General features: G+C 42.8%; 12 protein-coding genes. 3 read left to right on the plus strand and 9 right to left on the minus strand.

Annotated features, from left to right (window positions below):
- Positions 1 to 393: 393 nt before the first annotated feature.
- The 8 genes from MH117_RS06000 to yhfZ form a co-directional block, all read right to left on the minus strand.
- Positions 394 to 1,083, minus strand: a complete 690-nt coding sequence (locus tag MH117_RS06000; RefSeq protein WP_239327781.1) for an aspartate/glutamate racemase family protein — start codon at positions 1,081 to 1,083, stop codon at positions 394 to 396.
- A gap of 399 nt (positions 1,084 to 1,482) precedes the next feature.
- Entirely contained in the window at positions 1,483 to 2,688 is a 1,206-nt protein-coding gene (locus tag MH117_RS06005) for a phosphopentomutase (RefSeq protein WP_239327782.1), read from the minus strand.
- Positions 2,689 to 2,694: 6 nt separating this feature from the next.
- Positions 2,695 to 3,861, minus strand: coding sequence for an alanine racemase (locus MH117_RS06010; RefSeq protein ID WP_239327783.1), 1,167 nt, complete (start codon positions 3,859 to 3,861; stop codon positions 2,695 to 2,697).
- A gap of 76 nt (positions 3,862 to 3,937) precedes the next feature.
- Complete coding sequence (locus MH117_RS06015) at positions 3,938 to 4,852, minus strand: phosphotriesterase family protein (protein WP_239327784.1); 915 nt, start codon at positions 4,850 to 4,852, stop codon at positions 3,938 to 3,940.
- Positions 4,853 to 4,895: 43 nt separating this feature from the next.
- Positions 4,896 to 6,242, minus strand: a complete 1,347-nt coding sequence (locus MH117_RS06020) for a YhfT family protein (RefSeq protein ID WP_239327785.1) — start codon at positions 6,240 to 6,242, stop codon at positions 4,896 to 4,898.
- 3 nt (positions 6,243 to 6,245) lie between these two features.
- Positions 6,246 to 6,611 carry a DUF2620 family protein gene (locus MH117_RS06025; protein WP_239327786.1) on the minus strand — a complete coding sequence of 122 codons (366 nt, stop codon included), beginning with the start codon at positions 6,609 to 6,611 and terminating at the stop codon, positions 6,246 to 6,248.
- Positions 6,605 to 6,961: a PRD domain-containing protein gene (locus tag MH117_RS06030; RefSeq protein WP_239327787.1), complete on the minus strand. Its 357-nt coding sequence runs from the start codon at positions 6,959 to 6,961 to the stop codon at positions 6,605 to 6,607. Before MH117_RS06030 ends, MH117_RS06025 begins: the two co-directional genes overlap by 7 nt.
- A gap of 149 nt (positions 6,962 to 7,110) precedes the next feature.
- Positions 7,111 to 8,031 (minus strand): GntR family transcriptional regulator YhfZ, encoded by a 921-nt coding sequence (yhfZ, locus tag MH117_RS06035; protein ID WP_239327788.1) that lies wholly within the window; start codon positions 8,029 to 8,031, stop codon positions 7,111 to 7,113.
- A 233-nt stretch (positions 8,032 to 8,264) separates the two neighbouring features.
- On the opposite strand from yhfZ, the gene MH117_RS06040 reads away from it, so the two are divergent.
- The 3 genes from MH117_RS06040 to MH117_RS06050 all read left to right on the plus strand — a co-directional run bounded on the left by MH117_RS06040 (position 8,265) and on the right by MH117_RS06050 (position 11,400).
- Positions 8,265 to 9,617, plus strand: a complete 1,353-nt coding sequence (locus MH117_RS06040; protein WP_239327789.1) for an extracellular solute-binding protein — start codon at positions 8,265 to 8,267, stop codon at positions 9,615 to 9,617.
- Positions 9,618 to 9,682: 65 nt separating this feature from the next.
- Positions 9,683 to 10,567: a carbohydrate ABC transporter permease gene (locus tag MH117_RS06045; protein WP_239327790.1), complete on the plus strand. Its 885-nt coding sequence runs from the start codon at positions 9,683 to 9,685 to the stop codon at positions 10,565 to 10,567.
- Complete coding sequence (locus MH117_RS06050; RefSeq protein ID WP_481857247.1) at positions 10,567 to 11,400, plus strand: carbohydrate ABC transporter permease; 834 nt, start codon at positions 10,567 to 10,569, stop codon at positions 11,398 to 11,400. The genes MH117_RS06045 and MH117_RS06050 overlap by 1 nt, the downstream gene beginning before the upstream one ends.
- A gap of 312 nt (positions 11,401 to 11,712) precedes the next feature.
- Here the strand turns inward: MH117_RS06050 and MH117_RS06055 are convergent, their stop codons facing one another.
- Positions 11,713 to 12,282: a manganese catalase family protein gene (locus tag MH117_RS06055; RefSeq protein WP_239327791.1), complete on the minus strand. Its 570-nt coding sequence runs from the start codon at positions 12,280 to 12,282 to the stop codon at positions 11,713 to 11,715.
- Between the last annotated feature and the right edge of the window lie 14 nt (positions 12,283 to 12,296).

A 12,296-nucleotide genomic window follows, 5' to 3' on the forward strand; every position in this document is an offset into this window, starting at 1 on the left:
AAAGCTATTCTGTTGAATTTATCACCAATGACATGGCAACATGCCTGAGCTGTTCGACCGATTCCCTGACTTCAAATTCATCAAATGGGTTTACTAATTATCAGTCCATTTAGCTACACTAACAGCGACCTGTTCGATTTGACTTTTGCTCAGGTTACCGTCAGGGGAACTGATCGTCACCGTCCAGTCGTCCAGTTCGAAACCCAGTAGCGGCGTATTGGAAGGTGTATACCACTTCGCGCTGACACCGCTCGACAGCTTGACCTCCTTGGATTTATAGCCGGTGGAATAATCCTGGCTGTTGCAGGTCTGCTTCGTATCCAGCTGAATTTGATGGCTGTGGTACGCTTTGTTATTTCCTTTGAAGTAAGCAGCTACTTAGGATAACCATGTTTATTCTAACGCTGCATTTACTGATTCTATAGCATGTATTACAGTGGTATCAAATACAGGGACTTCTGAATCCTCTTGTTTTATTAACATTCCAATTTCCGTACAGCCTAATATTATTCCTTCCGCACCACTATCAACTAGACGCTTAATCACCTTTTTGTAATAGTCCCTTGATGCTTGCTGAATGTTTCCTAAACATAACTCTTCATAAATAACCTTATGTACCATGTCCCGTTCAGAAAGATCCGGTACTAGAACCTTTATACCGTTTGACTCTATTCGAGATTTATAAAAGTCCTGCTCCATAGTAAACTTAGTCCCTAATAATCCTACCGTACTTACATTGGATTTCTTAATATGAGCTGCTGTTGCTTCTGCAATATGTAAAACAGGTATGTTTATTTTTTCTTCGATATATTCAATTACTTTATGCATCGTATTTGTACAAATTACAATAAATTCTGCCCCTCCTTTTTCTAATGAAAGCGCAACATCTCCTAAAAGCATTCCGGCTTTTTCCCACTCGCCTCTAGCTTGATAACGCTCAACCTCTGCAAAATCAACACTGTATAACAGACATTTTGCTGAGTGTAAACCACCTAATCTCTTTTTTACTTCTTCATTGATCATTTGGTAATACGCAGATGAAGATTCCCAACTCATACCTCCAATTAGCCCGATAGTCTTCATCGATTGTCCCCCTGAATATTCATTTATCAATTCTGATTTTTTAACTGTAACCATTATACATCAGAGCAGTTTTTCTACACCATATTCAGTTGGTACTAACTGCGTTATGAACTATAGGCTATCTAAGTTCAGCTTTGGCTCTTTCCTTGACGCTTTCTCCAAATAGGTTCCCCACTCATACCAGCCGCCCTCATCTAGGACGTATCCCTTATAGTCCACTCGCTAAGCTATATCGCATAATCCCAGGTCAATATTCGTTCCATGTACTCGCCTGGAGATTTTAGAAAACACTCCCAATCGCAATCGAATAGCGTATTAAACTAAAAAGAACGGAGCGCGGCGGTCATTCATTGACCAGCCGCACACCGTTGATACTAAAGAGTTACCATGGGCTTCCCTCTATACAATTGAGGAAAGGAAGGATGTACCGTTCTCTGGCGCCTTAACATGAAAATAGTCTGCTACTGTTGCGCCAATACAAGACAAAGTAGAATAATGCCCGATGTGCCCGCTTTTGCCCTGCCGCTGATAAACGAGAATGGGAACTTTCTCACGAGTATGACGACTGTGACCAATTGTAGGATCGTTACCGTGATCTGCCGTAATGATTAAAATATCTCCATCAGCCATCAATTCCATGATGTGACCTACGTATCTGTCACATACTTCAAGCCGATTCATATAGCGCTCTGTATCCTGCGCATGACCCGCTAAATCCGTTTCTTGAATGTTGACGCAAATAAAGCCATGGGACATCAAGTGCATTTCATGTAATGTTATTTCAAGTAAGTCCGCAGTATCTACGCCTGGGCGATTTCGTCCTGCAGCATTAGACACAATGTTCTCGACTTTGCCAATTAAAGAAACGGGAATGCCTGCTTCACCCAAAATAGTTGGAATTTGTACAGCGCTGTTCACTCCATATCCGAGATGAACAACCCGATAACCACTCTTGTACACACCAGACAATGGCGTATCTATCCCCGCATACACGCCCTCTTTTACTTGTCTGGCAGCAAGCAATTGTTCAATTGAAACGTGCTCTCCTCCAAAAGCAATAACACGGGAAACAAATACAGCATCTCGTACACATCGTCCCAGTTCTTCAATTTGCTCAAATGTCATTTGATCAAGAAGTCCAGTTACATTATATACTTGGCCTGAATCTGTTTCTAGGTTATCACCAACAACAGCCGTTCCATTTACCAATAAGATAGCAGGACTCTCGCCAATACGCTCGACAACATACCCACTATGCTCTAAATGACTTTGGACGTGGTCCAATACGGTTGAAAACGGTGCGATTAACGGCTTTAATGGCCTAGACCCCATTATTTCTTGATGCCCCAAAAAGCTGTCCGCTCCTTCATGCATCAAATCGGAAGTGCCAACTAGTGCCTCAACGGCAAATCTCATACTGCCTACTTCTTCTCCAAGGGCGTTCATTAATCCGAGCCGTTCCAAATTAGGAAGCCGCTTAGCCAGATGATATTCCAATATATGCTTACATGTATTAGCTTTAATATCTGCTTGTCGTACAACTGCTACATCATCCATCGCTCCGATGCCAAAGCTATCGATGATCACCACTATAAATTTTCCCATCCGTCATCACCTGACCGATTTAGATTGTCCCAAGCTGTCGTATACACCTAGCAATTGCGGGTGGCCTGAATGTAATCCGCCTACAACAGCCACATCACTTCTCGTTACAAATATTTGCGAACGAAAAGCCATCAATACAGTGCTTCCAATCGGGTGTACATCGCTTAAGCCGAAATAATAATCAATGCTGCTTGCCTCCGGTGCATCCACGCTCGCTTCTTGTAATTCTCCACTTCTAGTGGCTACATAGGCTCTGTCTACTCCAGATCTGCGATAATGTCCGCCGCCGTAGCAATAGCTATGGCGATCAAAGTTGTGCGACACTTCGCTAACATACAAGATGGACGGCGTTTCAGCTAGATCAGCCACCGCATGCATTGGCGTCGTTCCTGTCAGACCATGCCCCGGCTCGCCTTGTGTGCCGCCTTCGGCGCTTATTTTAGGTAACGTATACGCACATGTGGCTGAAGGCATGTTAATATGCTGGAGCGGCTGATCATACCTATACCGAAGTTGGTATGCCGCTTCCTGCAGCGTTTGCACATTAGGGGTCGCCACAACATCTTGAAGAACACTGTCATACAAAAAGCAAGGAAACGAAGTTACCCCTTCTATGGATATATGCGACAACTTCGTTAGTTCCGCAACCGTTGCTGCCAGTTCACTCAGCTTGATTCCGCCCTGCTGGGAATCGTAGATAACGTCCTGTTCTCCAATCATACGAAGCATAATAGGCTGAACATGACCTTCCAGGCGACTCATTTCGTGGATCTCTCTGGCCTTGTCTACAGAGAACACGGTCATTAGCTTAGGCTTTGCCTTTATCAGTTCACGTATCACATGTGTTGGTGTCTGAACAAGATGGCCGACGTGCGCCAAAGGAATTCCGTGTTGAATCATAAGCAGCGCTTCTTTATAATCAACTGTAACCGCACCGGCAAAGCCGACTTCTATCAGCATTTTCGAAATCAACGGATTGCGCCCTAACTGTTTTGTCATCATAAATAAATCGATCTGATGCTTTTGGGCAACCTCGATCATATGTGTAGCATTATGCTGTATCTGGTCATAGTCCAACACAAACGTATCAGGCAATATACTTCCATTCTGATGAAGCTCTATTGCAGCCTTAATAAGGGAAGGATTTCTTTCCGCAGTCTTATATAAGAACATATTGCCTCCTAGTTATGAGCATCAGTCGGCCAGTTTATTCCATTCGGTAAATCTTCCCCGTTTAATCATGGGAGAATCAGGTTTTAAACGTTAAAAATCGACGCGGATTATGAATGAGCATCTTGTTAATGCAGCTATCTGTAACCCCGGCCTCTTTTAAGCTTGGAATAAACGAATGAAATAAGTGAACGTAGCCATGGCCTCCTTGCGAAAGCAGATGTGACTGTCTCGTAATATCACACGACAGCATAAGTTGATCCTCATATCCGAGTTCAAGCAAGGTAATTAGCTGTTTGATGCGTTCTTCATCCGAACGATACCCGCATTTTCCAATCGTATCGAACTGAATGTACGCTCCGCTATCTAGCAATATTTGCTGCTCCTTTACGTCCGGGTTCAAATCTTGATGGCCAAATGAAATCGATTCTGGCTTCACACCACACCCTAGCAGTAGATGCAACTGTTCACTGCCCATAGTACCGATCTCACAGTGCGTACTTAAAGGAGCGCCGGTTACCAATTGTGCTCTCGCAGCAGCACGAAATACTTTTTGCTCATCTACAGTTATCTGTTGATAGCTGCTGCCTATCTCTGCAATAATGCCTGCGCGAATACCTGATCCTTGAATGCCTTCACAAATGTCGGCAATCATACAATCAGCTAGGGTTTCTTCACTAAGTTGAAACACTTCCTCCGGATAATATTCTTGCTTGTAATAACCCGTTGCAGCGATCAGATGGATCTGATGTTGAGCTGCGATTCGGTGTAGTGCGTGAATATTTCTTCCCATGCCTTGATTAGATACTTCTACAATTGTATTGCACTTCTGTTTTTTAAGCTGTTCAAACTCTTCAAACAAGCTGTCGTCATCAAGCAATCTGGAATCAAGATCATGACGAACAGGAGTCAGATCAAAAACGATATGCTCATGAATAAGTGTTGCTTCAACACACTCTGGTGAAATACTGCCGCGGACTGTTTGAATAAACAAATTACATGCACCTCTTCCAGGATAAAAACTACACTTGCCAGAATTACAAGGCTATTAAATAAACAAGTAAATTTAATATCAATCCCGTTAATATTGCGGCAACCGGACCAATTGCCAGACGCATAACAGGGCGTCCTGTTGCCTCATTTATCGCATAAAAGAACAAGTATAATAGAAGGGCTACCTCAGCGAACTGTGTATTCATCCGCATTACCATCAGCATCCCGCCTAACAACATGCCAAGTTCAAACATCGTATTCAGGGCCGATCTCAAATAATCTGCCGATTCCCTCACGGTTGGCTGCAAATACAAAGCAAGTGCAATGCGACGAAGAAGAAGAATCTCTAGTACGATGCACCCTGCACCTAAAACAACAGCGGATATCGGATCAGGAGCTAAATACCCGACAGGGTAAACAAGTGTAAGCCCAACAACTCCGTATACCCCCGTCGCAAGAGACGTAGTAGCTAATAACGGCACAAAACATAAAGCGCGCATCCATTCCGCACTCGCCACCGAAGCAAGGTTGATGCCTGATGCAGTCCCTCCCTCGTTCCAAATATCCCGCAGTAAAGGAGCTGACAATTCAGTTCCGGCAAACCAACCCATATGTACAGAAAGCGAGATCAAGCCGCCGATCATTGCCAACACGGGCATCAATCTTTTTATATGGGTGTACGAATCAGCCTGCAGTTGCAGCATTTGCTCTGCAGCAGCCTTTCGTTCCCTGATCCCTTTTCGATCGCGCCAATAGCTATTTATAAATAGAAGGAGAAGCCCTAGAGCTATCGCAAACGCAGCGAAGTCAGTGACCCGAAAAGTTGATGACTGAAAGGACTCCCCTTGCGCGACATATACCACGATCACAGCAATAATGAACACGGTTATACTTCCAATCAGCTTAGATCGCCCGAACTGCTGTAATATTGCGATGAAAGGCACTAAAACAATAGCAGCCAGAACAGGCATAGACATGTGCCTCAAGGAATCGAATATCGGAATGGGAAGCGCATGAAGCCATAACGGCACAAAATGGATTACTGTAACGCAAATGATTCCCCATATCGCTCCAAGTAGTAGGGCGTAACGTTTTCTAGAGGCGAACACTCCGAGCACATCCGTTGGCAGAAACAAAAGCCACGGATTTAGCAGTTGAAAGGACAAAGCAAAAGACAACCCCATCGTTAACACAAACCCTATACTTAATCGGTACGATCTTCCAGCCAGCTCTCTTCGACTCATCCGTCCTGCTGTCTGTTCAGACAGTAATGGCCGTACCCCATCGTTAAAGGTAGCTCTGCCGCAATGCGATAAATAGGCAGTTAAAGCACAAAGTACAGATACTAGACAAAGCTGAAAAGCCATATTACCGCCCATCAAATTCAACATGCACTACTCCTGTCTCTCTAATAAAACATTGACTATACAGCGAGCTGTCTCATCTATGCTGTCCACTGTCATACCAAATGCAACAACCCCATCTTGTATATGCCCCTTAATGATGTCTTGATTCGGACGCTCACCGTTCTTTGTAATAGTGGCACACTTCCCAAAAGTTAAAATACCTATCGCCATGGAAAGCGCCGCACCTCCGCCTGTGTTGCAGGCCCCCATATAATAGTCAGCTTGTCCATTCTTCACTTGCAGCGCCGCTTCAATATCAGATAAAGCCTGAACTGATACTCGATTCCCACCTGCCGCAGCAACAGTTTTTGCAAGCTTGTCTTTGTTAAGTCCAGCAACCACAAATCTCAGCATATAGGTTCCTCCCCCAAAATCATTTCAAAATAAGAAACAAAGTACACAGCTTCCCCATCCAATGATAAGTTATCAGTGTCAAAAGGATGCAGTGATTCGATGGCCCATTGGAACAATGTCGGCTTTTTTTGTGCCATTTGAATGAGGGATAGATCATCCTGAATAGGTGTTCCTGCCTTCACACGTTGAATGGCCTTTATATAATGAGACACAAAAGCACCAGCATTATCTTCTTGCAACGGTACACCAAGTTTATTCTCTAATTCGGCCAGCATGGACGGAAGCCTCTTGTATGTGTCTGTATCCATTTGCTGAGAGGCATACAGAAGCTTCAATCGTTCTTGTAGCATGTCATCACTCCTTGTTTACACAAACTACTTGTATTTTTGATGTTATCCATATACAATAGAGAATGTACAATATACAATATTTTGTACATTGCTCTAAGGAAATAATAACACCGTTTTGCAGTGTTGTAAACGAATATTTCCTTTTAGTGTTAGTAGCTTGGATCGATTTCACAACGAACAACCTGTTGTTGAATATTCAGCACCGTGTCAACTGCAATGATCTCTTTAATAATATGTCTCATCCCTTTATTTGATTTTGCGGTCACGACAGCAGCAGTAGATACGTTATCAATACCATCGATATCAGTGATGTCACGGTATATCACTGGAAGTTCTTTGTCTTTGATTTCATCTAGGTTCCACACGCCTACATCAATGCGACGTGACATAATACTTGACACGATTTGACTGTATGACATTTCAACTAATGTAATGTTTTTACCTTCGCATAGCCGTTGCGTAATCATCGATTGATCTGTCGACTTGCGATCTATTGCTACTGTCATCCCGTCTTCTATCTTTGTGATATGAGGATCAGCAACAACGAGGACATGTTTAGACAAGTAGCTGTGTTCTCCGAACTGAAGAGCAATCTCTATCTCTTCTCCGGAAGCAATTGCTTGCTGAGCGGCTAGGAGCGACACCACTGCAAAGTCATAAGCACCTTTGGATAACATTTGTAAACGGATACGTGAACCACGAACATAAGCCATACTTAACTCAGCACCGAATTGTTGAAAAGATCGGTACAGCCCAGTAGCCATCCCTTCATACAGTTTGGAATAAGGCAGTGGCATCGCACCTGAGCATATATCCCATCCCGTATGCTCCCATACTTTTTTATAATCAATATCTGTAACATAGGTTCCTGAATGGCCTTTGCTTTCCAATTCAATCGCTCCAGACTGCTTCAAACGGTTAATCGCATTCTGAATCGTACCGCGAGCAAAACCGATTTCTTTCTCGTATTCGGTAATGGTTTGCAACCGATCACCCTTTTTTACGGTCATCATGATCCTAGCCAAATGCATCAGCGCAAGCCCGCTCTTTTGATATAACTGTGTATTCAATGTTATTCATCCTTCCATGTTCACTGTTAAAGGTACAAAAAAATGTATATTGTACTATTTAGCATATCATTATCATTTGGACATGTAAAGAAACGACCGCTTCACCTACTGAGAGGAGTGATGCCAGTTAATATAAATTCACAGCTGTAGTTCGTTATGATACATCCATTCTTCATTGCTCTTATTTTAAGGGGAAGTCATTTGTACCAATTTACTGTGAGGAGATGTTTTTTATGAAAAAAAGATTTCTGCTTCTGATCGTTGCTGTACTTCTTACGATGTCCGCTTTAACTGGATGCAGTTCGAGCACAAAATCAGATTCAAGCGCTGCGAACGGAACAGATCAAACGGGAAATGCAGCAGAGGGTACAAAATCTTTTAACATGGTTCTGCGTCATATTCATATCCGCGATACCGCTAAAAAATCATTAGAAATCTTACAAGAAACGGTAAAGAAGACGGAAAGTGAAGTGCCTGGACTTACCTTTGTGCTTGATGGTGTTGAAGACGCTGTCAATCGCGACGTCAAGTTGAAAGCAGAGATGGCGGCAGGTACACAGCCACCGGTATTTAGTTTATTCGGTGGTGCTGATACACGCAATTATTCCAAAGCAGGACGACTACTGCCTCTAAACGATATTCTGAAAGAACTGAACATTCAGGATTCTTTCTTTGATCTCCGTGAGTTTACGGTGGATGGACAAATATACGGTCTACCGGAATCTGGTTACATCGAAGGTTTCTTTTACAACAAAAAGCTGTTCGAGCAAGCCGAGGCTAAAGTACCAACCAATTGGGACGAACTTGTGACAGCTATGGAGCAACTAAAGTCTAAAGGAATAACCCCTATTGCAATGGGCGCAGGCAGCGGAGATGGCTGGGTCATCAATATGCTTGTCAACAGCATGTTCGTCGCCCTGGGTGGCCCAGAATTGCAAGAAGGATTCGCGACCGGAGCAACGAAATGGACCGATCCTGCTGTCGTGGAAACATTCAAACGGATTCGTATGATGGTAGACAAACAGTATATTGATCCCAACGTGCTTGGATTAAAGTTTCCTCAAGGACAAGCCAATTTCTACACTGGCAAAGCAGCTATGCTATTTGATGGAAGCTGGGCTGTAAATGCGATATCTGGAGAATCTTCAACTGTAAAAGCAGATACCGGGTTCTTCCGATTCCCAGATGTAGGCGGCCCTGGGGATGGCTATATCAATGGTGGATGGTCCAACGGTTACGGTTTCTCAGCAACAGTCAAGGATCAAGAGCTGACAGCAGTCAAAGCCTTCATTAATAACTTCTATAATCAAGAAAATCAAAAAAGGACTCTAGTTGAGACAAGCCAGATTCCTGCAATGAAAGGCATCTCTGACTTGCAAGGAGCCAATGAATTAATCAAAACAATTGGTGAAGCACAAGGCTCTGCTAAAGGAGCATTCCCTGCATTTGATTCGTTGGTTCAACCTAAAATTAAAGTGACGCTGGAATCTACTATGCAGCAACTGTTAGGCGGAAAGATCGAGCCTGAAAAAGCCGCAGAGCGTATGCAAAAAATCCAGGATGAAGCGAACACCGAGAACAAGTAGTCAAAGTTAGGGAGCCTTCTTCGGCTCCCTTATACTCGCCAGTGAGAGGAAGATAGGTAGCTGATATGAACAACATTCAACGAAATCATTGGGCTTATCTAGTATTTGTTGTACCTGCTATGCTTATCTATGTCACATTTTATCTCGTACCTTTATTTCAATCCCTTCAATACTCCTTTACCCAATGGAACGGAATTAACGACCCCGTATTTTATGGACTAGGCAACTTTGCCAAAGTATTAACGGATGAAAATTTCTGGATTTCATTTAAAAACAACATGTACTTTGTTCTTTTTTCGATATTTATCCAAGTTCCGTTTATTGTATTTATCTCTATCGTCGTCAGTAGTGTTAGACGCTTTCTGGATTTCTATAAGCTGACGGTGTTTATGCCCAGTATTTTGTCTACCGCTTCAATAGGTGTCATCTGGCAGTTCATTTATGCTCCGGAAGCAGGACTACTAAATCAATTACTTCGTTCTATTGGTCTCGAGCATTGGGCTCGGATCTGGCTTGGAGATGAAGCAACGGCGATGCTGGCTGTACTGCTGACCAACAGCTGGCAGTGGACAGGCTTTTATATCGTACTGGTTCTAGCAGCAATCTTTGCCATACCTAAAGAGATGCTAGAGGCTGGTGAGATGGATGGCGCTACTGGATGGAAAAAAGCATGGCTGCTTACGATTCCATTGATTCGTCCCGTTATTGTAGTAACTCTGCTGTTATCGATTACTGGCGCAATGAAGGCGCTTGATATTATATTAATTATGACAAAAGGCGGCCCCTTTGGCAGTTCGGAAGTGATGGCTTCTTATATGTACAAACAAGCATATACGTTAAGTGATTTTGGGTATGCCAATGCAATCGCGGTTATTATCAGTTTGTTTACCGCATTATTATCTTTGGTGTTCCATTTTATTAACGTAAAGACTAGGGAGGCCACAGAATAATGATGATAAAGAAGAAATTAAAGCAGCTGGCTCCTCACTTATTCCTTTGGCCATATATTTTAATCGTGCTCTACCCTCTGCTGTTTGTGATTACGGCGTCGATGAAGAACAATACCGAAATATTTAATGATCCGTGGGGACTACCTGCTGTTCTAAATTTTCAAAACTATAGGGATGCACTTACGAATTCATATATTGGGCATTATTTTACTAATAGTCTCTATATTGGAATGGTGGCTACAGTGTCAACTTTGTTGTTGTCCACAGCTATTGCTTATGCCGTCACACGGATGAAATATCCAGTTATAAGCAAGCTCGTATATGGACTGCTGCTGCTCTCACTGTTGATCCCGCCAGCTTCGTTGCTAATTCCTTTATATACGCTGGTTAAAGATTTTGGTCTTTATAATACACCGCTAGCTTTGATATTTCCTTATATCGCCTTTGGTATCCCACTTACCGTTTTTGTCTTGGCTGCCTTTTTGAAGTCCATACCGAATGAATTGGAAGAAGCGGGAATTATCGACGGATTAAATACGTTTGGAATTCTGTGGCGAATCATTATTCCACTTACGCTTCCGACTTTAGTGACGGTGTTTATATTAAACTTTATTAACAATTGGAACGAATTCGTGATGGCGAATTTGTTCTTGTCCAATGAAAAGCTGCGTACATTGCCCGTGGCTATCGTAGCCTTCGCTGATAAGTTTAATATGAATTATGGTGCAATGACCGCTGCGATTACGATCAGCATTATTCCAGTCATACTCATTTTTGCTCTTCTTCAAAGGCGGATTATAGAAGGTGTTACGGCGGGCAGCGTCAAAGGATAAAATAAACATAACTACAGATTAAAAACAACCGAGCTGTCACAACTCGGTTGTTTTTTGTTTGATGCATTTGAACGGATAACAACTGCTATGATGTAAAATGATTCACTAGGAGGACCACTTTTATGTAATGGTGTTGTGATGACTTCATTCTACAAGTAAAGATCTACCTTTTTTATACTCTCTTTAGTTTATATGGAATGAACAAAAAACCTTCCTCTTTAGGTCTGGTAGACCATAAAAAAGAAGGTTTCATTTTAGCTGCCCACATCTGTTTTATAAGACTTATGAAACCGCCACTTTCATCAATTTACTTCAATATACTTTTTTCATTGCTCGGTCATCTTTTAAAATTTCGACTGCTTCACGAAAGCGCAGCGAATGAACAATTTCACGTTCACGTAAAAACTTCAAACTATCTTGCAGGTCTACATCATCCGTTAGGTCAATAAGCCATTGATAAGTAGCCCGTGCCTTCTCCTCAGCAGCAATATCTTCATAAAGGTCAGCTATCGGATCACCCTTGCTTTGTATGTAAGCGGCTGTCCAAGGTACGCCTCCTGCGTTATTGTAGAACAGGGCGCTATCGTGTGCAGCATAGTGTGCCCCTAGCCCGGCTGCCTCCAGTTGTTCCGGTGTTGCATCTTTTGTGAGTTTATAGATCATGGTTGCAATCATTTCCAAATGAGCAAACTCCTCTGTCCCGATATCCGTAAGCAAGCCAATGACCTTATCGGGTATTGTATAACGTTGATTCAAATAGCGTAAAGCGGCCGCCAGTTCCCCGTCCGCGCCACCATATTGTTCCATCAAGTATTTGGCCATTTGTGGATCACATTTGCTTACTTTTACAGGATACTGCAATTTTTTCTCATATATCCACAATGCATCTCACCTCA

The sequence above is a fragment of the Paenibacillus sp. ACRRX genome, from assembly GCF_022346885.1.
Taxonomy (GTDB): Bacteria; Bacillota; Bacilli; order Paenibacillales; family Paenibacillaceae; genus Paenibacillus_B.

Excerpts from the sequence above, each read along its gene's own strand:
- MH117_RS06000 (WP_239327781.1), bottom strand. The coding sequence starts at position 1,083 with ATGAAGACTATCGGGCTAATTGGAGGTATGAGTTGGGAATCTTCATCT.
- MH117_RS06005 (WP_239327782.1), bottom strand. The coding sequence starts at position 2,688 with ATGGGAAAATTTATAGTGGTGATCATCGATAGCTTTGGCATCGGAGCG.
- MH117_RS06010 (WP_239327783.1), bottom strand. The coding sequence starts at position 3,861 with ATGTTCTTATATAAGACTGCGGAAAGAAATCCTTCCCTTATTAAGGCT.
- MH117_RS06020 (WP_239327785.1), bottom strand. The coding sequence starts at position 6,242 with ATGTTGAATTTGATGGGCGGTAATATGGCTTTTCAGCTTTGTCTAGTA.
- MH117_RS06025 (WP_239327786.1), bottom strand. The coding sequence starts at position 6,611 with ATGCTGAGATTTGTGGTTGCTGGACTTAACAAAGACAAGCTTGCAAAA.
- MH117_RS06030 (WP_239327787.1), bottom strand. The coding sequence starts at position 6,961 with ATGCTACAAGAACGATTGAAGCTTCTGTATGCCTCTCAGCAAATGGAT.
- MH117_RS06040 (WP_239327789.1), top strand. The coding sequence starts at position 8,265 with ATGAAAAAAAGATTTCTGCTTCTGATCGTTGCTGTACTTCTTACGATG.
- MH117_RS06045 (WP_239327790.1), top strand. The coding sequence starts at position 9,683 with ATGAACAACATTCAACGAAATCATTGGGCTTATCTAGTATTTGTTGTA.
- MH117_RS06050 (WP_481857247.1), top strand. The coding sequence starts at position 10,567 with ATGATGATAAAGAAGAAATTAAAGCAGCTGGCTCCTCACTTATTCCTT.